This is a genomic window from Paenibacillus sp. Soil522 (assembly GCF_001428245.1).
In the GTDB taxonomy this organism is placed as follows: domain Bacteria; phylum Bacillota; class Bacilli; order Paenibacillales; family Paenibacillaceae; genus Pristimantibacillus.
In genome coordinates this window covers 69420-92785 of sequence record NZ_LMRV01000028.1, presented here as the reverse complement: position 1 = coordinate 92785, position 23366 = coordinate 69420, and the positions used below count along the sequence as shown (strand labels likewise).

The 23366-nt window shown below is 48.4% G+C and carries 25 protein-coding genes and 2 pseudogenes; 17 read left to right on the top strand and 10 right to left on the bottom strand.

What is annotated here, in order from left to right; genetic code table 11:
- Window positions 1-41 precede the first annotated feature (41 nt).
- Both ASG81_RS06295 and ASG81_RS06290 read right to left on the bottom strand, forming a co-directional pair.
- On the bottom strand, window positions 42-878 hold the full coding sequence (locus ASG81_RS06295) for an ABC transporter permease (RefSeq protein ID WP_056630657.1): 837 nt from the start codon (window positions 876-878) through the stop codon (window positions 42-44).
- Complete coding sequence (locus ASG81_RS06290; RefSeq protein WP_056630654.1) at window positions 865-2073, bottom strand: quaternary amine ABC transporter ATP-binding protein; 1209 nt, start codon at window positions 2071-2073, stop codon at window positions 865-867. The genes ASG81_RS06295 and ASG81_RS06290 overlap by 14 nt, the downstream gene beginning before the upstream one ends.
- Before the next feature lie 241 nt (window positions 2074-2314).
- Between ASG81_RS06290 and ASG81_RS06285 the strand changes: the two genes are divergently transcribed.
- Window positions 2315-2872 carry a GbsR/MarR family transcriptional regulator gene (locus ASG81_RS06285; protein ID WP_056630651.1) on the top strand — a complete coding sequence of 186 codons (558 nt, stop codon included), beginning with the start codon at window positions 2315-2317 and terminating at the stop codon, window positions 2870-2872.
- A 198-nt stretch (window positions 2873-3070) separates the two neighbouring features.
- On the top strand, window positions 3071-4276 hold the full coding sequence (locus ASG81_RS06280) for an alpha-D-ribose 1-methylphosphonate 5-triphosphate diphosphatase (protein ID WP_235548754.1): 1206 nt from the start codon (window positions 3071-3073) through the stop codon (window positions 4274-4276).
- On the opposite strand, the gene sspI is transcribed toward ASG81_RS06280, so the two are convergent.
- Window positions 4273-4509, bottom strand: a complete 237-nt coding sequence (gene sspI / locus ASG81_RS06275; protein ID WP_081417166.1) for a small acid-soluble spore protein SspI — start codon at window positions 4507-4509, stop codon at window positions 4273-4275. The genes ASG81_RS06280 and sspI overlap by 4 nt on opposite strands.
- Window positions 4510-4640: 131 nt before the next feature.
- Here sspI and ASG81_RS06270 point away from each other — a divergent pair.
- The 3 genes and pseudogenes from ASG81_RS06270 to ASG81_RS06260 form a co-directional block, all read left to right on the top strand.
- A pseudogene (locus ASG81_RS06270) lies at window positions 4641-5312 on the top strand (potassium channel family protein); the annotation flags it as partial.
- Window positions 5313-5320: 8 nt separating this feature from the next.
- Complete coding sequence (locus ASG81_RS06265; RefSeq protein ID WP_056630644.1) at window positions 5321-6148, top strand: TrmH family RNA methyltransferase; 828 nt, start codon at window positions 5321-5323, stop codon at window positions 6146-6148.
- A 388-nt stretch (window positions 6149-6536) separates the two neighbouring features.
- Window positions 6537-6971 (top strand): universal stress protein, encoded by a 435-nt coding sequence (locus ASG81_RS06260; RefSeq protein WP_081417165.1) that lies wholly within the window; start codon window positions 6537-6539, stop codon window positions 6969-6971.
- Window positions 6972-7294: 323 nt separating this feature from the next.
- Here the strand turns inward: ASG81_RS06260 and ASG81_RS06255 are convergent, their stop codons facing one another.
- Complete coding sequence (locus tag ASG81_RS06255; RefSeq protein ID WP_056630637.1) at window positions 7295-7693, bottom strand: hypothetical protein; 399 nt, start codon at window positions 7691-7693, stop codon at window positions 7295-7297.
- A gap of 193 nt (window positions 7694-7886) precedes the next feature.
- Between ASG81_RS06255 and ASG81_RS06250 the strand changes: the two genes are divergently transcribed.
- A complete protein-coding gene (locus ASG81_RS06250; protein ID WP_056630634.1) occupies window positions 7887-8618 on the top strand; it encodes a metallophosphoesterase family protein in 732 nt (243 codons plus the stop codon).
- A 521-nt stretch (window positions 8619-9139) separates the two neighbouring features.
- On the opposite strand, the gene ASG81_RS06245 is transcribed toward ASG81_RS06250, so the two are convergent.
- On the bottom strand, window positions 9140-9355 hold the full coding sequence (locus tag ASG81_RS06245) for a hypothetical protein (protein ID WP_056630631.1): 216 nt from the start codon (window positions 9353-9355) through the stop codon (window positions 9140-9142).
- A 171-nt stretch (window positions 9356-9526) separates the two neighbouring features.
- Here ASG81_RS06245 and yunB point away from each other — a divergent pair, with 171 nt between their 5' ends.
- Window positions 9527-10663 carry a sporulation protein YunB gene (gene yunB / locus ASG81_RS06240; RefSeq protein ID WP_327205148.1) on the top strand — a complete coding sequence of 379 codons (1137 nt, stop codon included), beginning with the start codon at window positions 9527-9529 and terminating at the stop codon, window positions 10661-10663.
- A gap of 121 nt (window positions 10664-10784) precedes the next feature.
- On the opposite strand, the gene ASG81_RS06235 is transcribed toward yunB, so the two are convergent.
- Window positions 10785-11840: a M23 family metallopeptidase gene (locus tag ASG81_RS06235; RefSeq protein ID WP_081417164.1), complete on the bottom strand. Its 1056-nt coding sequence runs from the start codon at window positions 11838-11840 to the stop codon at window positions 10785-10787.
- Between the two features lie 149 nt (window positions 11841-11989).
- Here ASG81_RS06235 and lipA point away from each other — a divergent pair, with 149 nt between their 5' ends.
- Window positions 11990-12979: a lipoyl synthase gene (gene lipA / locus ASG81_RS06230; RefSeq protein WP_081417170.1), complete on the top strand. Its 990-nt coding sequence runs from the start codon at window positions 11990-11992 to the stop codon at window positions 12977-12979.
- Between the two features lie 26 nt (window positions 12980-13005).
- A complete protein-coding gene (locus ASG81_RS29615; RefSeq protein ID WP_081417163.1) occupies window positions 13006-13734 on the top strand; it encodes a YutD family protein in 729 nt (242 codons plus the stop codon).
- A gap of 45 nt (window positions 13735-13779) precedes the next feature.
- Here the strand turns inward: ASG81_RS29615 and ASG81_RS06220 are convergent, their stop codons facing one another.
- A complete protein-coding gene (locus tag ASG81_RS06220) occupies window positions 13780-14577 on the bottom strand; it encodes an NAD kinase (RefSeq protein WP_056630623.1) in 798 nt (265 codons plus the stop codon).
- Between the two features lie 89 nt (window positions 14578-14666).
- A complete protein-coding gene (gene ylbJ, locus ASG81_RS06215; protein ID WP_056630620.1) occupies window positions 14667-15743 on the bottom strand; it encodes a sporulation integral membrane protein YlbJ in 1077 nt (358 codons plus the stop codon).
- 434 nt (window positions 15744-16177) lie between these two features.
- Here ylbJ and ASG81_RS06210 point away from each other — a divergent pair, with 434 nt between their 5' ends.
- Both ASG81_RS06210 and ASG81_RS06205 read left to right on the top strand, forming a co-directional pair.
- Window positions 16178-16567, top strand: a complete 390-nt coding sequence (locus ASG81_RS06210) for a globin domain-containing protein (RefSeq protein WP_056630618.1) — start codon at window positions 16178-16180, stop codon at window positions 16565-16567.
- 5 nt (window positions 16568-16572) lie between these two features.
- Window positions 16573-17147 (top strand): annotated as a pseudogene (locus ASG81_RS06205) (DUF2225 domain-containing protein); the annotation flags it as partial.
- 155 nt (window positions 17148-17302) lie between these two features.
- On the opposite strand, the gene ASG81_RS06200 reads toward ASG81_RS06205, so the two are convergent.
- On the bottom strand, window positions 17303-17545 hold the full coding sequence (locus tag ASG81_RS06200) for a hypothetical protein (protein WP_056630614.1): 243 nt from the start codon (window positions 17543-17545) through the stop codon (window positions 17303-17305).
- Window positions 17542-17712 carry a YycC family protein gene (locus ASG81_RS29610; protein ID WP_081417162.1) on the bottom strand — a complete coding sequence of 57 codons (171 nt, stop codon included), beginning with the start codon at window positions 17710-17712 and terminating at the stop codon, window positions 17542-17544. Before ASG81_RS29610 ends, ASG81_RS06200 begins: the two co-directional genes overlap by 4 nt.
- Window positions 17713-17826: 114 nt before the next feature.
- Between ASG81_RS29610 and ASG81_RS06195 the strand changes: the two genes are divergently transcribed.
- The 6 genes from ASG81_RS06195 (at window position 17827) to fsa (ending at window position 23291) form a co-directional block, all read left to right on the top strand.
- The gene (locus tag ASG81_RS06195) at window positions 17827-19608 is read left to right on the top strand and encodes a M3 family oligoendopeptidase (RefSeq protein ID WP_056630611.1); all 1782 of its coding nucleotides are present in this window, start codon (window positions 17827-17829) and stop codon (window positions 19606-19608) included.
- Between the two features lie 149 nt (window positions 19609-19757).
- Window positions 19758-20639: an NAD(P)-dependent oxidoreductase gene (locus ASG81_RS06190; RefSeq protein ID WP_056630738.1), complete on the top strand. Its 882-nt coding sequence runs from the start codon at window positions 19758-19760 to the stop codon at window positions 20637-20639.
- Window positions 20640-20728: 89 nt separating this feature from the next.
- Window positions 20729-21400, top strand: coding sequence for a CBS domain-containing protein (locus tag ASG81_RS06185; protein WP_235548753.1), 672 nt, complete (start codon window positions 20729-20731; stop codon window positions 21398-21400).
- The gene (locus ASG81_RS06180; protein ID WP_056630606.1) at window positions 21397-22197 is read left to right on the top strand and encodes a pyruvate, water dikinase regulatory protein; all 801 of its coding nucleotides are present in this window, start codon (window positions 21397-21399) and stop codon (window positions 22195-22197) included. Before ASG81_RS06185 ends, ASG81_RS06180 begins: the two co-directional genes overlap by 4 nt.
- Before the next feature lie 32 nt (window positions 22198-22229).
- A complete protein-coding gene (gene ndk / locus ASG81_RS06175) occupies window positions 22230-22628 on the top strand; it encodes a nucleoside-diphosphate kinase (protein WP_056630603.1) in 399 nt (132 codons plus the stop codon).
- Window positions 22629-22649: 21 nt separating this feature from the next.
- Window positions 22650-23291: a fructose-6-phosphate aldolase gene (gene fsa / locus ASG81_RS06170; RefSeq protein WP_056630600.1), complete on the top strand. Its 642-nt coding sequence runs from the start codon at window positions 22650-22652 to the stop codon at window positions 23289-23291.
- Window positions 23292-23366: the final 75 nt, after the last annotated feature.

Sequence of the window (23366 nt, the reverse complement as noted above, 5' to 3'; positions counted from 1 at the left end):
CACTCCTCAAAGTTTGTGAATATACGTTTTATCTTGTTGGTTTAGGATGTTTTCGTTTTGCGAATGACCTGTTGGGTCAGCCGGTCCAAAACGATGGCTAAAATAACGATGGCGAGACCGGCTTCAAAGCCTATACCGGTATTGCCTTGCGTAACAGCGCGATAGACAGAAGCGCCAACGCCCTGTGCGCCGATCATCGAGGAGATTACGACCATCGATAGCGACAGCATAATCGTCTGATTGATGCCGGCCATAATCGTCGGCATCGCAAGCGGCAGCTGCAGCTTAAACAGCTTCTGCGCAGGCGTCGAGCCGAAGGCATCTGCTGCTTCAACTAACTCGGCCGGCACCTGACGTATGCCGAGGTTCGTCAGCCGGATCGTTGGCGGTATCGCGAAAATGATCGATGAGATAACGCCGGGAACAACGCCGAGAGAGAAGAAGGTTACGGCAGGCAGCAAGTAAACAAACGCTGGCATCGTCTGCATGAAGTCGAGCACCGGCGTAACGATTTTTTGGATGCTGGAATTACGGGCGCACAGTATGCCTGCCGGGACGCCGATCAGCACCGATATGAAGGCCGCGGTCAATACGAGCGCTAGTGTCTGCATCGTTTGGCTCCATAAGCCGAGATTTTCGATAATAAGCAGTCCGATAAGCGTAAATAAAGCCATTTTCCACTTGCCGATATACCAAGCTATAAGGGTAAATATAACGATAAGAACCAGCGGCGGAAACCAATTAAGCGCTGTATCCATTCCGTTTACGGTTTCGCCGACAACGGTACGAATCAATTGGAAGAACGGGTCCAAATGAGCTTCAAGCCAAGCCTCCAGCCATTCGATCCAGCCGGCTAACGGGATTTTAGGCAGATTCATGACGTTCACCTGCCTCTATTACAGAATTTCCGGCTAATGCGGCCAGAACCGCGCCTTTGATGACGATGCCTTTCAGGCGTCCTTTGTCATCAATGATGGATACGGGGAATTTCGAATTGCTCATTAATTCAAACAATTCATTAAGCAGAGTGTCCGGCAGGGCGGAAGGCGCTTCGCGCTCCATCGCTTCTTCCAGCTTTAAGCCGTTTTTTATCGCGTTAGCCGCGTCCTCTGCGGTTATAACACCGAGCAGCTGCATCCCTTTGTCGACTACATACAGGCTCGATATTCCGCGGTCCCGCATCAATTGCAAGGCTACGCGGGGACCCTTTTCGATCGTAATGGTCTCGGGCTTGACCATGACATGCGATGCTGTAAATACTTTAGACAAATCGACGTCCTCGACAAAGCGCTCTACATATTTGTTGGCAGGCTGCATCAATATTTCTTCGGGCGAACCGATTTGGACGACGCTGCCGTCTTTCATCAAAGCGATTTGATCACCGATTCGAAGAGCCTCGTTCAAGTCATGTGTGATAAATATGATCGTTTTTTTCATTTTGGACTGGAGCTCAAGCAGCTCATCCTGCATATCCTTCCGAATAAGCGGATCAAGCGCGCTGAAAGCTTCGTCCATCAGCAGAACATCCGGATCATTAGCAAGTCCTCTTGCGAGTCCGACGCGCTGCTGCATGCCGCCGCTTAATTGATCGGGATAGCTATTTTCCCAGCCCTTCAACCCGACAAGCTCCAGCGAATTCATCGCCATCGCTCTGCGCTTCTTTTTGTCGATGCCCTGAACCTCAAGCCCATATTCAATATTTTGAATAACGGTGCGATGCGGAAAGAGCGCGAACTTCTGGAATACCATACCTACATTTTTTCTTCTAAACAGCCGAAGCTGCTCAGGAGACATCCGGAGAACGTCTATCCCGTTAAACAGCACTTGACCTAGCGTAGGCTCGATCAAGCGATTGAGCAGACGAACAAGTGTCGACTTGCCGCTGCCGGATAAGCCCATAATGACGAATATTTGTCCTGCTTCAATGGAGAAGCTGGCTTGGTTAACTCCAACCGTGTGCTTCGTTTCTGCAAAAATTTTCTCTTTCGACCATCCTTTATCCAGCAGCGGGATCACCTTCTTCGGATCAGCTCCGAAAATTTTGGTTAGCCTCTTGGCTTCTATAATCGCCATGTTATGCCCCCTTGTGGAATATTTCGACTCCCATAAGTGTAGATGGTTATCTTTGTAAAGGTCAAAAGGCGTGAGCCATCGTATAGTTTGAACAGTTATAACTTTACGTACTTTACATGCGGCATACTCCTGATAACTCCCTTTTTCATGTCAAAGGCTTTCTTTACATATATACGGCTCTTTGATTACAATAATTGATGTAGGCATGATAGGGGGAACGACACTCCTCAGGAGGAACGACATGAATGAACTTGCAGATTTAACAGAAGAACAGCTCACAAAGCTTCATAATACGCGCCGCCGCGTCATTGAATCGATCGGAAAAAACATGGACTTGTACGGTATTACATTATCTATTGGTCATCTTTACGGGAATATGTACTTTAATCGTGAGCCGGTTACGCTTGATGAGATGAGTCAGACGATGGGGATGAGCAAGACGTCGATGAGTACAGGCATGCGGACGCTGCATGACCTGAAGATGATAAATAAGGTATGGGGCAAGGGCTCCAGAAAAGATTTATACGAGGTCGAGCCGAATTGGCATCAGAACTTCGCGGATTTCTTCTCGATTAAATGGAGAAAAGCAGTCGAGCAGAACATGAGCGCTTTAAACCGTTCAATGAAGGAAATCGATGCATTAAAGCAGCAATATGAGAGCGATCCGGCGTTTCTTGACGTGCTCGAGAATGACATGCAGAAGATTGACGAGGCGTTAAAGTATTACAGATGGCTGGAACGTTTAATCGACTCGTTTGAGACCGGGGACATTTATAAATTTATACCGCTAGAGGAATAAGGAATAGGACACGGGATATAGCTTATGCAGAAAATAAAGGTCTGAGCGACTTACGCTTAGACCTTTATTTTATTTATTTTTCAAAGCAGCAGCTGCCCTGGATTAATGGATACGGAGCAAGCGCGGCAGGATGATTTTGATGTGCAGAATATGGTAAGCTTACATCCATAACTATTGGATAAGGGGACGACCAAATCGATGAATGACCGCTTGAGTGCCAGCATGAAGCCATTGATCGTTATGAATGGTAAGGTAATATTGCCAGATAAAATAGTGGAGGCAGCCGTAGCTATCGTCGATGGAAGAATTGACGCTATCCTTGAAAGCGAAGAGGCTATCCGGAACTGGAGACGGCTGCATTCCAGCTTTACATCGGTTGATGCGGCAAAGCAGTATGTGCTCCCGGGCCTTATCGACATCCACTGCGATGCGATTGAGAAGGAAGTACAGCCCCGGCCGAATACGTTGTTTCCTCTCGATATGGCTTTGTTGGAGTTCGAACGAAAGCTGCCGGTGCATGGCATAACAACGATGTACCATTCGTTATCGCTTGGAGTAGGGCTAAGCTTGCGCGGTGATCATTTGCTTACCGGGATGGTCGAGCATATTAACAGCTACCGCACCAAACGGTCCATGATCCGCAACCGGATCCACTTGCGATTCGAAGTATCTCATCTGGCTGGCATGCCCATCGTCGAGCGGTACTTGGATGAGAAAGCAATCGACTACTTGTCGTTTATGGATCACTCGCCGGGTCAAGGGCAATATCGCGAGCCAGGTTCGTTTGAACGTTACGTTATGAAGAACCAGGGTGTTAGCGTTGATGAGGTGCGCGTTATTGTCGAGGAGTTACTTCAGCGGAGACAGCTTGTAAACGGCGAGCATTTGCTGAAATTGAGCAAGCTTGCTGCAAAGCGCGGGATTGCTATCGCCTCGCATGATGATGATTCGGTTGAAAAAATAGAAGAGTCTGCCGGCTACGGCGTTTCCGTCTGCGAATTTCCGATTAATTTGGAAACAGCTAAGTTTGCTGCTGAGCGGGGTATGAGGGTTTGCGTAGGTGCGCCGAATGTAGTCAGAGGAGCATCGCATGATAAAAACTTAAGGGCAGTCGATGCCATTGCCGCGGATGCGGCCGACATTTTATGCTCCGATTATCATCCTTCCTCCATGCTGGCAGCCGTGTTCAAGCTAGCCGATGAAGGGATTGCTGCTTTGCCGTCTGCGGTACGGATGGTAACGCTGCATCCTGCTCAGGCATTAGGCACAGGCAGCGAGCTTGGTTCCATAGAGCTTGGCAAAGCAGCCGATCTAATCATCGTGGATCGCTATGACGGCCAGCCATGGGTAACGAATACAATCGTCGGAGGCCAGATCGTTTATAGAGCGGCAGTCCGTTATTAAGACGGAGTGGGATTAGCGAACTCGGAATCGTGAAGATGCTTATACAGGGAATCGACCATTCTACCTTGCTCTGACTCCGAGGATTCCTGCCAGATCATTTCAAACAGAACGCCGAGCCCGGGCAACGCTTTCTCGTCTGCACCAACAGAATCTCCAATGACTTCAGAAAGCTCCTCGGCTGAATTGTCTTGCACACGCATTACGATCGCTTGACGCAAATCAACAGTTTTCAAATGAAACAACCTCCTACCGCATTAGGATTTACTTATTTACTATGTCCAACGCTTGCCGTTTTCATCCGAATGCGCAAGCTATGGTATACTGATGAGATCACCCGCATCAATCATCCTGTAAGGAGGATTTTGTAAAGATGGCGAAAAAACAGTACGCAGTAATCGGAATGGGTCGTTTCGGCTCCAGCGTTGCGAAAGCTTTGACGGAGATGGGCTTCGAGGTGCTGGCAATCGACTCGAACGAGCATCGCGTTCAGGAAGTCGCAAATACGGTAACACATGCAGTTTCTGCGGATTCGACGGATGAGGAAGCGCTTCGTGCGCTTGGTATACGAAATTTTGACGTGGTCGTCGTTGCGATCGGGCAAGACATTCAGTCGAGCATTTTGACGACGCTCATCTTAAAGGACCTGGGCGTGAAAACGCTGATTGTCAAAGCGCAAAGCGAACTTCATGGCAAGGTCGTTAACAAAATTGGAGCCGATAAGGTTGTTTTCCCTGAACGGGATATGGGTCTGCGTGTAGCGCATCATCTCGTTTCACCTAATATTCTCGATTACATCGAGATTTCGGATGACTACAGTATCATTGAGATTAAAGCTCCCGGTCGGATGATCGGACAAAGTTTAAAGCAGCTCGATATTAGAGCGAAGCATAAATGCAATGTTATGGCTATCAAAACGGGCTCCGAGATGAACATTGCCCCATATGCTGATGATTTAATCGGCAGCGATGATGTCCTTGTTATCGTCGGCAAAAACTCGGATCTGACCAATTTAGAAATCGCATATTCGGAAGGTTAAACCTAATTATGAATGAAAATTTTGATCCATTGATTTCTTCCCTGCAAAATGAAAAGGTTAAACAGTGGGCATCGCTGCTGGACAAAAAATACCGCGATCGAAGCGGGCAGTTTCTGATCGAAGGCGTTCACCTCGTACTGGAAGCGCTGAAGGGCAATGCAGACGTGACGACGATTGTTTACGATACGGAGCGCGGCATTCCTGCAGAGCTGAAGCTCGAGCGGGAAACCAATGATTCGGCTGCAACGCTAGGATTGGAATGGGTACAAGTATCACGGGCGGTTATGTCAAAATGTACGGGAACGGATACGCCTCCGCCCGTATTTGCCATTTTGTCTAAGCTATCGTCAGATACTGCCGCTTTATTCCGTAAAAACTGCCTTGTTGTCGTACTGGACGGCGTACGCGACCCGGGTAATGCCGGCACGATCATTCGCAGCGCCGATGCGGTTGGAGCCGATGCCGTCATTTTGGGCAATGGCTGCGTTGATCTCTACAATCCGAAGACTGTAAGGTCGACAATGGGCTCTTTGTTTCATTTGCCTATTATTGAAGCAGATTTGAAGGAGCTTCTCCCGCAAGCGAGGTCAAAAGGCGTAAAGCTTATCGGAACGAGCTTGCAAGCGGAGCATACCTGCTATGGCTACGATTGGACACAGCCGACATGGCTGCTTATGGGCAGCGAATCGGAAGGGCTGTCGCCTGCGGTTCGAGAGCTCGTCGACGAATCCGTCATTATTCCGATGGTTGGGCAAGCCGAGTCGCTTAACGTAGCGATGGCGGCAACGGTTTTACTTTATGAGAGCTTGCGTCAGCGGACTTATTCGAACAAGTAATAGCAGTATAAGCTATAACGTAATTGAGATGTTCAAGACAACCAGAAGGCAGAATACTCCTTGATGCATAAGGATTTTCTGTCTTTTATTGTATTTATGTAATATTAATTGGAAGCGTTTTCATGGAAAAGTAGACAGATTGGAAGGGGGTGTACAAAAGGAAACGATAACCGTATCATTACCTAAAGGTTTCACCCTAAATTGGTCAAATTTTATCGAATTTAGTTGTTTAGTTTTTCGGGTTGGTAGATTATTATTAAGCTACTTAGGTAGTCTCAGTCTCTGTTTATAACGTATAAAAACTGGGGCTGCTTTACTATATATAGCATCGCACAGTTCTAAAAATGATATCGATAGGTTCATAATATGTAGAAAGCAGGTGAACACTATGATGAGTTTTTACTCCAAAATATTAGTCGCGCACGACGGCTCTGAGTTAGCTGAAAAGGCATTAAAAACAGCAATGAAGCTAGCTGGCGTTGATAAAAGAATAGAGCTTCACATCCTGCATGTATTAAAGCCGCTTCCTCTCCTCGATTTTTTGGAGGCTGGGGAGGAAAGTGTGAAAGTGCTTCGCAGGGAAAGAGCGGAATTAATGATGAATGAAATAAAGGAATCGCTGGACGGCATGGGGAACCCCATCGTGATTAAAATTAGCGAAGGACATCCGGAGAAAAAAATTGTGAATTATGCAGAGCATCATGCTTGTGACATGATTATTATGGGAAGTAGAGGACTAGGGGGAATTAAGGAGTTTTTCCTAGGCAGTGTAAGCCATTATGTCGTGCAGCATGCTAAGGTGCCGACATTTATTATCAAGTAATCTTGCAGGATCATTCGAAGCGGGGATTAATATAGAGGGGCCAAATGCGATGGTCTGCACGTCCTGAAGCGGTGAGAGGCGCATGCATATGCATGCGCCTCTCGATATTTCAAGGGCAAAAAATGCAGATCAGTTTAATTTTTAGGGAGCTAAACCGATGACTGACCCATAGATTTATTTAGCAGTAGATAACTGTTTCACCTCCAAGCGATGGACGAGACCGGCAGAGTGGATGGAATTGCTCGGGAAGATGGGCATACCTGCGTGGAAGCCAGGATTCAATTGATTATTGGCGGCAATTCATTCCGACAGACGGGATGAAATCAATCATTTTTAAAAATTACCGCCATATATGCAGCTATCCGCGCATTAATTTCAAGAAGTAAGTAATCGCGGGAGAAGGCAAGAGACTCCTCATAACTACGATAAGTAACAAGATAATTAACGGTGGAGCAGCTTTTATTTTTTTCATTAATTACGATGTTTTGACGAAGAATAAATCGTCTGGACAACGCTAGGTCTGCCTCAATCCTTGCGATAATAATGTCTGCCGTTCTGACGAAAAGACTGCGCAATGACCGGGCTTTTTTATGTAATTCACGCTGATTATGTTTAACAACTGCGAGTACGATGGGAAGAATAATGGAATCGTACACCATCCGCATTTCTTCATGTGATGGCCGAGCGGTCAAATCGTATATTTCCGACAATTTCATAGCCATACGCAAGTCACCTCACGTCCATTATATGCGAACATTTGTTCTTGTGTCAATCAGAGATGGCTTTAATCCATCTTGACACCAAATATTTCCTTGTTTTGTTAGTTGCCAAACCTTACAGTAGAATATTATAACGATTCAAACGGCATGACGGAGATAGCATTCGAATTTCGAAAAGTGTTATGGAGGTAGGTTTATGCAGAAAATTGCTATTCTTTCTGATATACACGGTAATTTGCCCGCTCTGGAAGCCGTGCTGGAAGACATCCAACAACGGGAGGTCGCAAAAATCTTTTGTCTTGGGGATCTTGTCGGAAAAGGACCAAGCTCGGATATTTGCGTAGATCTGGTAAACAAACATTGCGAGCAAGTGATTATGGGAAACTGGGAAGATTTTATGACAAAGGAAAGTGATATTGAAGCGATTCAATGGCATCAAGCCGTTCTGGGCGAGCAGCGTATGCGCTATTTGGGCGCGCTCCCATTTTCGATCGAGTTTGTTATGAGCGGAAAATTTATAAGATTATTTCATGCTTCCCCCCGCAGCTTGTATGAACGAATTCAGCCATGGGATGCTTTAGACAAACGACTGTCGCTATTTGATTATTCTGAGCTTTGCGAGCGGCAAAAACGAGCAGACGTCGTGGGCTACGGAGATATTCATAATGCTTATCTTCAGCATATATCGGGCAAGCCACTTTTTAATGCCGGCAGTGTAGGAAATCCGCTCGACATTACGCAGGCATCCTATGTTATTTTAGAGGGTTTATTAGCTGACGAGAGCGCTGCACCGCTAAACATTCAGTTTGTGCGCGTACCCTATGATATTGAATTATCGATTAAGCAAGCCGCTCAATCAGGCATGCCTTTATTAGAACCGTATATAAAGGAATTAAGAACGGCCAGATACAGAGGGCTTCAGGATTAGTTTATGATGCGGCCTTAATGCAGCTTTAAATATGAACATCTTTCAGCTTTTATGGCTTAAAATAAACCGAAAAAAGTGCTGCTGACCATCATCGATGATTAGCAGCACCTTTTTTTTGCAATTTCGTCTCTCGTTATTTAAGGGTTATTTCGACTTTTTCTGTGCTGCGGATCTTCCCTGCTTACTCGGATCGCTCGATTTTGGCGCGACATGTTGCGTGTTTGGCTTGTGTTGATCGCTCATGATTGTTGCTCCTTTCCTTTGGCATCTGTTTAATTATTCGCCAAACGCACACAATCTATGTTTGCAGTTCGTCCCCTTGTTAAAAAAAACGGCATTCCAGCTCGAAAATAACTTTAAAATAAAAACGGTGTCAGCCAGTCGCGCGAAGGCGGTCATGGCGACACCGTTTTTAGCTTCAAATATAAGAATTTATAAGTTTCACCCTTATACCTGCTTATATTTCATCGCGAAACGAGCTTTTGCCACCAAAGGACGGCGACAGCCGTTTACGCTTGGGCTTAACGCTTTCTAAGCACAAAAAATTCGCATTCCTTCCGGTTGTGATACGAAATATCGCTTATCCCCGATTGGGTTACGATGATGCTGTCGTCAAAGCGCACGACAAGCGAGCTTGAATCGATGAGCTGATTGTCTTGAAAGACGCGAATGCGCTGCTGCTGCCTTATAACCTCCTCAAAATCACAGTCCGTATGAAGACGTCGGTTTATGGCCATATGTAAGCTCCTTCAACAGGAAAATTATTTCTTAAGTTTATCGCATGTCCTATAGCGTTGCAAAGCCCAGTTGTGCGAGGGCGATATGGCCTGCTCTACTGCAGACCATGATCAGGTCGTCTTCTTTTTTGGCCGAGTATTGCATAAGTATGGGTAATGGAAGCGGGCAGGATGATGCGGGAGGGGATCGTATTGGCGAAATGGGGAAGGAGAGGCTGGCGGTTCAGGCCGTTTGGCGGGAGCCGGATGCAGCTTTGGTCTGGCCGTCCATTCTCTAAAGTAAGAACGGTCAGCTGGGGCAGCCGCGGCAGCTCAGCTTCATCCCGTTCAGCTCCTAAGAAATGGGGCACCCGTTCAAGCTCCAGCAGCGGAAAATGGGGGCTCCGGCGTCCGGCGCTAAGGTTAGGCGGCAGCGCCCGGAACCATAGCGGCGGCTCAAGCGGCACTTGGGGCGCCAAACCTGGCAAGCCCCGGATACGGCGGCGCACGATCGTCCTTATTACTCTGATTGTGATGATGGTATTTTCAATACAGTCCTTCGTATATATTGAACAGAATTTGCGTCCGCCGCTTATGAAAATAGCCAAAGTGCGGGTCAAGCAGCTCGCAACGCAGGCGATCAACAAAGCGATAACGGAGCAGGTCGCCAGCCGCTCGGAATCCGATAAGCTGATTGACTGGAAAATGAACAGCAACGGTAAAATATCGGGATTCATGCTTAATTACGCTGAGCATATGAACATCACCTCGCAAACGATCAACACAGTTCAAAAGACACTAAACGAAATGAAGGACATACCCGAGCATATTCCGATTGGGCATGCGCTGAACAGCGCCATCATTTCCTCGTACGGACCAAGTGTGCCGGTTAAATTCGAGCCGGTAGGCGCCGTTAAGGTTGATCTTAGCACGCGCCAGAAGGACGCTGGCATCAATATGATTTTGGTGGAGGTTTATATCCGCATTATTGCGGAGGTGACCATTATCATTCCATTTGATACCGAGCCGGAGATTGTGGAAACCGATATCCCGATTTCGTATCTTCTTGTAGTCGGCGACGTGCCTATGTACTATTATGACAATACCGGCAAGCCTGTTGGCGAATCGGCCGCGGAAGCGCCGAACATCTCTGTGCCGCTCGGCCAAGGTTCGGATGGCGGCGTCACGACCAATCCTCAAAATAGCGGAAATGACGAATCCTCCAATGGGGAAGCGTCTAATTCCGGCGAAGCATTACCCGAGGATTCAGGTAATTCGAATGCTCATAACAGTTCTGCAAACGATAAAGGAGTTGCCCCTGCAGAGTAGTTCTTACAATAAAAACGACTTTATTGTCTTCTGGATAGGAAGACGATAAAGTCGTTTTTTTAAATAAAGCCTATGTTTCACCGTAAAATGGTCCTTTTCCGTGTGCGCGGCTTCAGCTGCCTCATTTACCGGACCGGATCCGTTTGCGCTCCGCCTGCTCCCAGCGGCGCAGCATCGGATACGGATCAAATGACCATTCGATTAACCCGCGGTCGCTATACACGCCGTAATGCAGGTGAGGAGGGAATTTGCCCTGTGTCCCCGGCTTGCCGTAGCCTGAGCTGCCGACCCATCCCACGACCTGACCGGGTTTTACCACATCGCCAATGTTGACCGATTTGTCATAGCCGGACAGATGTGCGTAATAGTGGTAAAAGTTGTTCAGATCGCGTATGCCGATGCGCCAGCCGCCATAAGGATTCCATCCCTTCACCTCGACGATGCCGTAGCAGGTGCTTCGAACAGGAAGACCGTGATTGGCAAAGATGTCCGTGCCCTCATGGGTACGCCTGCCGCCCCAGCTTCGTCCGGTTCCCCAGGTGCTGTTATAAGCATAGTGAGTACCGACCGGAACGGGAAAAGCGTGCTCAAACAGGTCGAGCTTGCCAAATGCAGCATAAATGCGTGCAAATTGCTGAATGCGCTGAACGGAGCGATTATTTTGGTAATATTCCCAAAGTCCAATTGCGAAATCATCGTCCGTTGATCCGTATGCTGCAATGCGGCTTACAAGCGAATACAGCAGATCAACGTCACTCGTCCGCTCTGCATGCCCGTTGCCGTCTCCATCGCGCCCGATGCCGTTAAAGAAGCGGATCGAGAGCGGCGAGCTGTCCTCCAAATTGGGATTAAGCAGACCTGCCCATCGTTCTTGGTCGATGAATACGCCCACCGTGCTGCCAAGCATAGGGCGGGTCTTCGGTTTAACCTTAGACATCGAGCGCTCGTACTGATCGACCGCCGCAATCCAGTACCATGGAATTTCGGTAAACAAGCTTAATTTCTCATACAAGCCTCTCCTGGCCGGGAGAGGGTCGGGCTCGGCCGCTGCCGCTTGCTCTTTTGTCGCTTCGGTCTGCCTTTTGACAGCAGGATACGCTATTGCCGGGCTGACGGGGAAGACAATAAGCAGGGAAGCTGCCGTTATTGCTGCAACAATAGAAATAGTCAGTTTCAAACGTCTCACCCTTCCAAAAGCATGACGGTTATAACGTTATGTTTTGCAAGTCATCGGTTTTTATGCGCGGCGGAGAAAGTCGGTTGCAACAATGGAAACGAAAACCTGAGAAAGTGCTATTTTTTTGTGAAACATGTTATAATAACCCCATGAGTTTAGGAATTATAAATGAACTTGAAGGCAGGTTATCTTATATGAAACAACAGGAAACACTCAAAAAGCCTGATTGGCTTCGAATAAAGCTTGCGACAGACGGTAACTTTGCCGAAATTAAAAATATGATGCGATCAAAAACGCTTCATACGGTTTGCGAGGAAGCTCGCTGCCCAAACATATATGAATGCTGGGCGAACCGCACGGCTACATTTATGATTTTGGGCGATATTTGCACGCGCGCTTGCCGTTTCTGCGCGGTTAAGACCGGTATGCCGACTGAGCTTGATTTGGATGAACCGGAACGGGTAGCGGAAGCCGCTGAACAAATGGGCTTGCAGCACTGCGTCGTTACTTCGGTAGCGCGCGACGATCTCAAAGATGGCGGAGCATCGATTTTTGCAGCTACGGTTCATGCAATTCGCAAACGGATGCCGTTTTGCCGTGTTGAGGTGCTTATTCCTGACTTCCTGGGCAATAAGGATGCGCTTCAGATCGTAATGGATGCTAACCCTGACATATTGAATCATAATGTAGAGACAGTAGAGCGGCTTTCGGATCGCGTCCGCGCGAGAGCGAAATACAGCCGTACCATGGAGCTTCTTAAACGCGCCAAAGAAATGAAACCGAAAATTCCTACCAAATCAAGCATCATGCTAGGCGTGGGCGAGGAATGGGATGAAATTTTACAGACGATGGATGATCTGCGGGCTAATGATGTAAATATTTTGACATTAGGTCAATATTTGCAGCCGTCGCCTAACCATCTGCCGATCGTACGTTATGTCCACCCGGATGAATTTGCAAAATTAAAAGAAGAAGGGCTGAAGCGCGGTTTCAGACATGTAGAATCCGCACCGTTAGTACGCAGCTCTTATCATGCGCATGAGCAAACCGATTCGGCACACGCAGCGATTGCTGCAGATACCGAAGAGGCAGGATTTAACCGTGAGGCTTCCTCCGGTGCTTGCTCAAGCAGCATGTAACTGACGCTCAAGATGAGGTGGAGAATATGGCTTTAATTCATATCGGCGGAAAATCATACGAAATTGTACAAGAAAATAGAAACGGCTGGAATCCTGAAGCGTTTCGCGACCGATACAGCGAAGTGTTGGAGCGTTATGATTTTATCGTCGGCGATTGGGGCTATAGTCAGCTTCGATTGAAAGGTTTTTTCCGCGATAATCATCAGAAGGCAACGAAGGAAAGCAACTTATCAGGCATGCCGGATTACATCAATGAATATTGCAATTTTGGCTGTGCTTATTTCATTCTTGAAAAAACGCAAAGCACGAAGCGGGAGCCAGACGACTATGATTTGGACGCGGACGATCATCGCCCTCGTATTGAAGCGGCTGATCTCCTTGCGGCAGCTGCCGGCTTAGTGGAGGTTTCCGAGGGTGCGGATGCAGAGGATGATGAGGTTGCGAGTGCAAGGGATGGTATTTCTTCGCCACCGCATGAGAAGCATAACCGCAATCACACTAGGGAAAATCGCCATAGAAGCGCTAATCGCAGTAATCATGAAAATAAGGGCGGCAGCGACAGCTCTGCTGCTTCAGAAGGCCGGAGCAGCGGTGAACAGCCGGGCAGCGGGAAGCGTGAGCATCAGCAGCGCAAGGGCGGCTATAAGGGCAACGATCACCGCGGCAAAAAACCGTTTCGGCTTGCAGCCGGTGAAACCGCAGCCGCTTCTGCCGAAACGAATCGACCAAACAAAAAAGACACGGGGCGCCTGTAATTGGCGCTTCCGTGTCTTTCTTTTTGGCATTAACGGGCAAATTTCTTATCGAACGTCGTAGCCAAGGAATGCTTCCCGTACCCGGTTCCAGAAAGGAAACGGACGATAGCGGGCAAAGCTGACCTTGCGGCTGGATACGTTGCAGCGTATGGAGCGAATGTCGATTCGCGTGATGCTGAGATGGTCGATTGTGAGCTGGAGCCGCTGCTCTTTTTTGGAAAGGATATCGCAATGATGATGCTGCGGCAGCAGCACGGATGATCCGAGTGTACGGTACACGCGATTGTTGATCGATGCGATTTCCGCGATTTGCAGCGATTCTATCGACGGATGGACGATGGCGCCGCCTAAACTTTTGTTATACGCGGTGCTCCCCGAAGGGGTAGAGATCACGATACCGTCGCCGCGGAACATTTCGAACATCTCATCATTAATGTTAATTTGAGCGACAAGTGTTCCATCTACGCCCTTGAGCGTAAATTCATTTAAGGCTAAGTAATGGCGGGATTCTGTCGGCGTCTCAAGCTCAATCTCCGCAAGCGGGTATCTGACTATTCTTGGCGTTTCTTGAGCCATCATCGATACTAGCTCCTCAAGCTCGTCTGCCTGCCAGTCGGCATAGAAGCCGAGATGGCCTGTATGTACGCCGACAAATGCGACATTCGTAATTTGATCTACGTACTTATGAAAGGCTAGCAGAAGCGTTCCGTCTCCCCCGATGGAAATGACAATTTCCGGCGCTTCATCATTCCTTGTGAAGCCGCGCTCTGCAGCTAATGTATGAAATTTCTCTGCTAACGTTCTGGATAAAGAATCGCCTCGATCAATAACCGCATACTTCAAAGGTAAATCTCCTTCCGATCTCCATAGTACTTAAGATGATAAAGGAAATTGCTATTAAATTCAATGAGCATCACGCTCTTGGGAGGGAATTAGGGGCTCAGCCAGCCCCAAAGCAAGTAAACAAGCGCCATCGCAATAAAGCTGTGCAGCAGTCTGGCCAGAAAAAAGGGACGATAACGCAAATCGGTTCTGCTGAGCAGGCTTGCGATTTGTGCATGAACCGACAAGCCGCCCCATGACAGCACCCAGGCGGCAAGCGCGGCTTGATGCATGAGCCCCGTGCCCGCTGTGCCTGCTGCGCGGGCGCCAAGCGTTACCTCGAACAAGCCGAATATGCCAGCATCCGCCAGCGGCTTTGGCAGTCCGATTAAGCCGAACCAATATCGGAGCGCTTCAGCCAGTGCTTCAACGATACCGGCATGAGTAAGCATCTCCATGACGACGGAGAAAAAAACGACTAACCCGCCAACGACAATCATAAGCCGAAGCGCCGATTGGACGGAATCCTGAAGCAGCCTTCCGAGTCCTCGGCCATCAAGCAAGCGGGCCTCATGCATCGCCTTGAGCGCTTCGGCTATTCGCGAAGGACGGCGTTTTTTTAGTCCGCCTGCGATATCGATGCTTTTTTTAACAGCGGACAGCGGCGCATGACGATCGTGGAAGCGCATGAGGAAGCCGATAATCAGTCCGCCGCCATAGTGAGCCGCAGCAAGCACTGGCGCAAGCGCCGCGTTTTGAAAGAAGCCGACCGAAACGGCCCCGATTAGGAAAATAGGATCAGACGTCGTTGTAAAAGCAACTAACCGCTCGCCCTCCGTCCGATTGATGAGCCGCTGCTCCCAGAGCTGGGCCGTTAGACGCGCGCCTACCGGATATCCGGAAATGTAACCCATTGTAACGACAAAGCCGCCTATGCCGGGAAGCCGAAATAAAGGCCTCATAAACGGATCCAGCAGCTTGCCGAAAAAATGTACGATACCGAATCCGAGCAGTATCTCCGAGATGACGAAAAAAGGGAATAATGCCGGGAAAAGCACCTGCCACCAGATAGAGAGACCGCGAAGCGAGGAGTGCAGCGTTTCGGTCGGAAAAACGGTCATTAGCAGCACAATTATTAGTGCGCCAAGGGCGGTTATGGATAACGGATGAACGAAAGCGCGCAGCATAAAGACCGCCTCCTCATTTATTTAAATGGGATATGCAAGAGCAAAAAAACGATCAGGTACAACCCCTCCTACACGTATATGACGTTAGTGGAACATCCATCACTTGCCCCCGATTAAAAATAATTATTATTTGATAAAGAAACCGCTTCCAAAAATGCTGGATTCCTGCATTTTTTATGGTACAATAGATTTACCTTTGAAATGGTTGGAGTGATGAGTATGAGTATAATCGCTGGCATCTTGGTATGTGCTTTCGTCTATGTCATTCGAGAATCTCTTACAGCGCCTGGGGAAGAGGACTATGAGGGTTGATGGGTAAAACGAACTATATGATGAAGCCCGTATGAGAACGCTACGGGCTTTTTTTTGTTTCCTGCAAAAAAAAAATTTGTGATATAATACTAAATACCTACAATATGGAGATGATTTTGACGATGAATAGGAATATAAGCCTTTATGAAGCGTTAGGCGGAGCTGAGACTTTAAGGCTAATTGTTGAATCCTTCTATCCAAAGGTACAAGCTCATCCGTTACTCGGGCCCTTATTCCCGCCGGACATTGATCCTGTCATTGAGAAGCAATATTTATTTTTGACCCAGTTTTTCGGAGGTCCCTCGCTATACTCCGATAAGTATGGGCATCCGATGATGCGGGCCAGGCATTTACCCTTTGCAATTACCCCTGAGCGTGCGGGAGCGTGGCTGGACTGCATGCGCAGAGCACTGCAAGAGGTTGGAATAGATGAAACGCTGCAAAAGATTGTTATAGACAGACTAACCGGACCTGCACACCACTTTGTGAATACATCTGAAGAGGAGACGTGATCCTAATGGAACCACTCTACCAATCTAAAATCAAATGCATTTGCTGTGAATTTACGTTTATGACATCGCGAGTTAGACCTAGCTTCAAAAGAGCGGTTAAAACGGATACTGACTTTTGCGGTTACTATAAACCGGAAGTAAACCCTGACTTTTATGTTGTCCGGGTTTGTCCAAATTGCGGCTTTGCCTCGACTGAGAATGGTATGGAGCGGTTGAACGATCAACAAAAAAAGCAGTACCACGAAAAATCCACTGGGAAAATCAGGATTATTGCGGTGTGCGAAGCGCGAAACAAGCAATGGCCAGCTACAAGCTAGCGCTTCTCTCCGCGCAGGCGATAGGCGAGAAAGACCGCGTGATTGCAGGGATTTTGCATCATATTGCTTGGTTATTCCGTTATGAAGAGAATCACAATGACGAAAAACGGTTTCTGCAGTTTGCCCTGCAGGCATACATACGGGTTTACGAGGTTGAGGGAGTTGCGCTTAACAACGCAAAGCTGATGTATCTGATCGGAGAGCTGAATCGTCGAATCGGTGAATGGAACGATGCTGTACGGTGGTTCTCCCGCGTCGTAAACGACAAGAAAATCGTTGATGCCGCGATAATTCGCGCCAGCCGCGAGCAATGGCAGCTTATCCGCGAGGAAACGGAAGCCAGATCGGTAAACGCATCCGGCGACACATCTCAGGGTGACAGCCCGGTCATGTCTGAGCAAACGATTTCTACTTCCGCTTAGTGGATTTTTTTCCTGAGAACGCGGTCGGTCAGCAAGTAATCCCGGTCTGCGTCAACAATGGTCACTTTATTCCGGCAGCACGGAAAGACGAGCAATCGTTTCATGCCTTGCTGAATGTCCTGAATTTCTGCTGGCTTTACGGGAAGCAGCACATTGTCTGTTTGGCAAAACGGACAGCTTGATACATAGAGATCACCCATAATAAGGTCATAAGGCCATGCTTTTTCGAACGGAATCATGATTTTTCTTCGCTCTCGGGTACTGCTGGCGAATCGGTCTTAGCAAGTTCTGCCAGCTTCTGCAGCAGGATATGACGAGGCATATGCATCAAGTGCTCTAACGGTATGCCAAGCTGCTCGGACAGTTTAACCGCCGTATCGGCCGAAATTTGCAATGGTTTAGACATGGTGAAGTTCCTCCAATCTGGATATAATTAAGTTATACACCGCCGGGAAGGTTTGCGCAAATAAAAACGCGGACGCTTCCCGGCTTTTTTTTATGGAGGAGAGGATGGAAACAGATGAATAAGGGATATCCGCAAAGCTGGGATTTAGACGTTTTTTATGAGGGAGGCTCAAATTCGGCTGCTTTCCTGCAAGAGCTGAAAGGGATTGACGAGGATATTGTGAAGCTGGATGCCGTGCTTTCAGAGGAAGGAAGCAGTACCGCTTCAGAAATCGGGGCCATGACGGAGCTGCTCCAAAGCGTCTTAATTAGACTGCGCCAATCGGAGTCGTTCGTCTCCTGTTTATTGGCTCAAAACGTAAAGGACACCACAGCTAATGCGCGTGGCGATCGCGTGAAAACGTTAGCGGCAAAGTTTCTTGGCGTACTTACCCGCTTCGATAACAGACTGCGCGGACTTGATGATAACGAGTGGCCCAAGCTGCTTGAGCATGAGAAGCTTGCCGAGGTAGCTTTTAATTTGACTGAACGCCGGGAGCTCGCAAAGCAAAAGATGGCTCCGGAGCTGGAGGCGCTCGCAGGAGATTTGGCAGTGGACGGTTACCATGGCTGGGGCGATTATTATAACGTGATCGTATCAAGAGCGAAATTTACCGATACCGGCAAGGACGGCGAGAAGAACATTTTATCCGCTGGTCAAATGCATAACCGGCTATCCGATGGGGACCGCGGGATTCGCCAGGCAGCATTCGCAGAATGGGAGCGCGAGTGGTCGGCGCAAGCCGATTTATGCGCTGAGACGCTAAACCGGATTTCCGGATTCCGTTTGAAGCTTTACGAGAAGCGCGGATGGCTATCTGTGCTTAAGGAGCCGCTGCAAATAAACCGCATGAGCGAAGCGACGCTAAATGCGATGTGGTCTGCCATACAAGAAAGCAAGCAGGTGCTTGTCCGTTATCTTGAGCGCAAAGCTAAGCTGCTGGGCGTCGACAAGCTTGACTGGCATGATATCGAAGCGCCGGTCGGCTCCGCGACGAAAACGATTCCTTATGATGAAGCGGCTGCTTTTATTTTAGAGCAGTTCCGAACGTTCAGCCCTGAACTGGCCGACTTCGCAGAGCTGGCCTTCCGTGAAGGCTGGATCGAGGCTGAGGATCGTCCCGGCAAGCGCCCCGGCGGCTTCTGTACCGCTTTTCCGAAGAGCGGACAAACCCGTATTTTCATGACCTATTCGGGTACCGCCTCGAACATCTCCACGCTGGCCCATGAGCTTGGTCACGCGTATCATCAACATGTCATGAATGATTTGCCTGCCTTATCGCAAGAGTATGCGATGAATGTGGCGGAGACGGCTTCTACGTTTGCAGAGCTGATCGTATCTGACCGCGCTATGAAGGCTGCAGCGGATCCCGAGGAGAAGCTTGGACTGCTTGAGGACAAAATCCAGCGGTCTGTAGCCTTCTTTATGAATATTCATGCCCGGTTTTTATTCGAAACCCGCTTCTATGCGCGCCGCAGCGAAGGCCTGATGTCAGTCGAAGAGCTTAATGCTTTAATGGAGGAGGCGCAGCGGGAAGCATATTGCGATATGCTTGGCGAGGTTCACCCTCATTTCTGGGCTTCGAAGCTGCATTTCTACTTAACAGACGTGCCTTTCTACAACTTCCCTTATACGTTTGGTTATTTGTTCAGTGCGGGAATTTATGCCAAAGCGTTGAAGGAAGGGCCGGATTTCAAAAACCAATATGTCGCCTTGCTTCGCGATACCGGTCGAATGAGCGTTGAGGAGCTTGCTAAGGCGCATCTCGGCGTAAATGTGGAGGAGAAAGATTTTTGGCAGGACGCCGTTGCTCTGACTGCGGTTGATGTTGATCAGTTTATCGACATGACAAACTGATATTTTTTAAAATAGTTTGACAATCTACGACCCTCAAAGAGACTGAAAAAACGGCCGCTTTGAGGGTGATTGCCGTTTTTCGGATGGAATCTTCCTGTTTTGAAATTATATTAGACCTATTATTGAGAGGCGGAGTGCAATTGACAGAGCTGGCCATCAATCAAGAGAGCGTGATCGGTTTTATCGGGACAGGCATCATGGGTGCGAGTATGGCGGGACATTTGCTTAGCGGCGGCTATAAAGTAAATGTTTATAATCGAACAAAGTCGAGAACGGATTCGTTGGTGTTGAAAGGGGCCGTCTGGCATGAGTCGCCAAAGTCGGTAGCTGAGTATTCTGATGTTATCATTACGATGCTCGGTTATCCTGCTGATGTGGAAGAGGTGTATTTCGGAGATTCAGGCCTTTTGCGGCATGCACGTTCTAATAGCGTACTGATTGATATGACTACGTCCAGTCCATCCCTTGCTAAGCGTATTGGGCTGGAGGCTGGAAACAGAGGGCTTGCGGCGCTTGATGCTCCCGTCTCTGGAGGAGATATAGGCGCTAGGGAAGCTAGATTATCGATCATGGCCGGCGGCTCGGTAGAAGCCTTTGAAGCGGTTCTGCCGCTGTTCAATTTGATAGGTAAAAACATCGTACACCAAGGCGCTGCCGGCTCCGGTCAATTCACCAAAATGTGCAATCAAATTGCGATTGCATCCAATATGATTGGCGTGAGCGAAGCTCTCGCGTATGCGAAGCGGGCGGGTCTGGAACCAGGCAAGGTGCTGATGAGCATCGAAGCCGGCGCGGCAGGCAGCTGGTCTCTGTCGAATCTGGGTCCACGCATCATTAACGGAGATTTTTCGCCAGGGTTCTATGTAAAGCATTTCATGAAGGATATTAAAATTGCGATTGAATCGGCCGATGAAATGGGACTGCCATTGCCTGGCTTATTGCTGGCACGCTCCTTGTACGAGCAGGTTATTGCGCTCGGTGAAGAAAACAGCGGCACTCAAGCCTTGTATAAAGTCATATTCACAGAGTAATACTGCTATTTATTGTGAACAAAGCATGAGTATGATATATTATTTTTCGAATAGTGGTATTATATCATTTATTATGACTCATATACAGATTGGAGGAGAGTACGATTCAGTTATCCACTCGGCAATTGGAGCTTCTTGATCTCGTAAAGAGGCATGCGCCGATTACCGGTGAACAGCTAGCAGAAAATCTTAGTGTCAGCAGGCCGACGCTGCGCTCGGATTTATCACTACTCGTTATGCTTGGTTTGCTTGATGCGAAGCCAAAGGTCGGTTATTTTCTCGGCAACACCTATCGAACGAGCAGTGAGCCTTTGCAGCAATTCAACAGTATGAAGGTGAGAGAGGTACAGGGGGTTCCCGTCAATGTACCGGATTCTTTGTCCGTGCATGATGCGGTCATTACATTGTTTACCGAGAATGCTGACACCCTTCTTGTCGTAAATGAGCAGAAGCGGTTCGTCGGTATCGTAACTCCTAAGGATTTGCTCAAAATAACACTTGGCAACGCTGGCGCAATATCTATTCCCGTCAGTATGGTAATGACCCGTTATCCGAATATTGTGACGCTGATGCCCGATGATTCCGTTATGGATGCGATTCGTAAAATGTCGCTCCATCAGATTGATTGTCTGCCAGTCATTGTTCCCCGCGAGGAGCAGGCTGCTGATCCGGAAGTAACCGGCTGGGTATCAAAGTCGAACATTATACGTCTGATGGCGGACATCGCGATGGATGGGGAATTGGGGGAGCCAGAGTTATGACAGAGCAAATCATATATGTATGCTCCGATGCTGTCGGCGAAACGGCGGAAGCGGTGGCAAAGGCAACTTTGCGTCAATTTTCATCCGAACATGTGAAAATAAAGCGCTACGGGCATATCAAGTCCGAGGATGAGATTTTGCGTATCATTGCCGAAGCCGTCAGCACAGGAGGCTTTATCAGTTACACGCTTGTTCAGCCGGAGCTTAGGGAGCTAATGAAGGAAGAGGCGCTTAGAGCCGGCGTTCGGGCAGTAGATGTCATGGGACCGATGATGCAGGCTTATGTTGATACGTTCGGCAGCTTTCCGAAGCGGGAGCCGGGGCTGCTGCATTCTATTGACGATGCGTACCATCGTCGGATGGATGCGATTGAATTTGCGGTGAGGTATGATGACGGCAAGGATGCGCGGGGATTCATGCAGGCGCAGGTCGTGTTAATTGGGGTATCGCGGACGTCGAAGACGCCGCTTAGCATATTTTTGTCCCATAAAGGAATCAAGACGGCTAACCTGCCGCTTATGCCCGAGGTCAATCCGCCCGAGGAATTGAAGCCTGCGCCCGGACGGCTGATCATCGGCTTAACGATGCAAGCAGAGCATCTGCTTGAAATCCGCTCCGAACGGCTGAAGACGCTGGGGCTGCCTGCCTCAGCGCAATATGCGACGACTGAGCGGATTCAAGAAGAGCTTAAATATGCGGAATCCGTTATGAAATCATTGAATTGTCCTGTTATTGATGTCACAAATCGTGCAATTGAAGAGACTGCCGGCATTATTACTGAATGGCTTAACAAATAAATGGCTATACCGTTAGAGAAGGGGGATTCTAAATGGATAGAACATTTGTTATGGTTAAGCCGGACGGGTATGCACGCAGTTTGGTAGGCCGCATTGTCAGTCGCTTTGAAGAGAAAGGCTTTAAGCTTGTAGATGCGAAGGTCATGCAATTAACAAGAGAGCATGCTGAGCACCATTATGAGCATTTGCGCTCAAAGGTGTTTTTTGACGAGCTGGTCGATTTTATTGTTTCGGGACCAATATTCGCCATGATATGGGAAGGCAAGGACGCGATCAAAAACGCGAGAGCGCTTATTGGTGCGACGAATCCGTCTGACGCGCTTGCAGGGACGATCCGCGGTGATTTTGCGATCGACGTTGCGAGCAATATCATCCATGGGTCTGACTCTATTGAAAGCGCGGAGCGGGAAATTAAACTATTTTTCCATTAGCAAAAAGGGAGATGGCCGGATATGAAATTTTTCTTGGATACAGCAAACGTAGAGGAAATTAAACGGATTGCTAAGCTTGGACTCGTTGATGGGGTTACGACTAACCCTTCGCTCATTGCGAAAGAAGGACGGGATTTTAAAGAAGTTATTCAGGAAATTTGCAGTATCGTAACCGGTCCTGTCAGCGCTGAGGTTATCGGGACGAAAGCCGCTGATATGCTGAAGGAAGCTTTTGAAATAGCAGAATGGGCTCCGAATGTTGTTATTAAGCTGCCGCTGACGGAGGACGGGCTGTACGCGACGCATGCGCTTTCGGAGAAAGGCATTCAAACGAATGTGACGCTCGTGTTCTCCGCAGCGCAAGGGCTGATGGCAGCGAAAGCAGGCGCAACCTTTATTAGTCCATTCGTCGGAAGACTGGACGATATCGGCGTAGAAGGCTTGAAGCTGGTCCGAGACCTGAATGCCATCATTCGTAACTATGGATATTCCACTGAAATTATTGTTGCCAGCATACGTCATATCGGCCATCTGGAGCAAGCGGCAATTGCCGGGGCGCATATCGCGACAATTCCAGGCTCGCTGCTGCCGTCGCTTTGGAAGCACCCGCTTACCGATATCGGTATCGAGAAGTTTTTAAGCGATTGGGGAAAACAGAAGTAAATTCCTATATTGACGGATGGAATAAGAATATGGTAAATTTTATACAAAGTTAAAGATTCGAACACGGAAGCACCG

Coding starts and splice junctions, on each gene's coding strand:
- fsa (WP_056630600.1), top strand. CDS start 22,650: ATGAAATTTTTCTTGGATACAGCAAACGTAGAGGAAATTAAACGGATT.
- ASG81_RS06245 (WP_056630631.1), bottom strand. CDS start 9,355: ATGGCCATAAACCGACGTCTTCATACGGACTGTGATTTTGAGGAGGTT.
- ASG81_RS06195 (WP_056630611.1), top strand. CDS start 17,827: ATGAATAAGGGATATCCGCAAAGCTGGGATTTAGACGTTTTTTATGAG.
- ASG81_RS06250 (WP_056630634.1), top strand. CDS start 7,887: ATGCAGAAAATTGCTATTCTTTCTGATATACACGGTAATTTGCCCGCT.
- ASG81_RS06265 (WP_056630644.1), top strand. CDS start 5,321: ATGAATGAAAATTTTGATCCATTGATTTCTTCCCTGCAAAATGAAAAG.
- lipA (WP_081417170.1), top strand. CDS start 11,990: ATGAGTTTAGGAATTATAAATGAACTTGAAGGCAGGTTATCTTATATG.
- ASG81_RS29615 (WP_081417163.1), top strand. CDS start 13,006: ATGGCTTTAATTCATATCGGCGGAAAATCATACGAAATTGTACAAGAA.
- ASG81_RS06260 (WP_081417165.1), top strand. CDS start 6,537: ATGATGAGTTTTTACTCCAAAATATTAGTCGCGCACGACGGCTCTGAG.
- ASG81_RS29610 (WP_081417162.1), bottom strand. CDS start 17,712: ATGTCTAAACCATTGCAAATTTCGGCCGATACGGCGGTTAAACTGTCC.
- ylbJ (WP_056630620.1), bottom strand. CDS start 15,743: ATGCTGCGCGCTTTCGTTCATCCGTTATCCATAACCGCCCTTGGCGCA.
- ASG81_RS06255 (WP_056630637.1), bottom strand. CDS start 7,693: ATGGCTATGAAATTGTCGGAAATATACGATTTGACCGCTCGGCCATCA.
- ASG81_RS06280 (WP_235548754.1), top strand. CDS start 3,071: ATGAATGACCGCTTGAGTGCCAGCATGAAGCCATTGATCGTTATGAAT.
- ASG81_RS06290 (WP_056630654.1), bottom strand. CDS start 2,073: ATGGCGATTATAGAAGCCAAGAGGCTAACCAAAATTTTCGGAGCTGAT.
- ASG81_RS06200 (WP_056630614.1), bottom strand. CDS start 17,545: ATGATTCCGTTCGAAAAAGCATGGCCTTATGACCTTATTATGGGTGAT.
- ASG81_RS06210 (WP_056630618.1), top strand. CDS start 16,178: ATGAATAGGAATATAAGCCTTTATGAAGCGTTAGGCGGAGCTGAGACT.
- yunB (WP_327205148.1), top strand. CDS start 9,527: ATGATGCGGGAGGGGATCGTATTGGCGAAATGGGGAAGGAGAGGCTGG.
- ndk (WP_056630603.1), top strand. CDS start 22,230: ATGGATAGAACATTTGTTATGGTTAAGCCGGACGGGTATGCACGCAGT.
- ASG81_RS06285 (WP_056630651.1), top strand. CDS start 2,315: ATGAATGAACTTGCAGATTTAACAGAAGAACAGCTCACAAAGCTTCAT.
- ASG81_RS06180 (WP_056630606.1), top strand. CDS start 21,397: ATGACAGAGCAAATCATATATGTATGCTCCGATGCTGTCGGCGAAACG.
- ASG81_RS06295 (WP_056630657.1), bottom strand. CDS start 878: ATGAATCTGCCTAAAATCCCGTTAGCCGGCTGGATCGAATGGCTGGAG.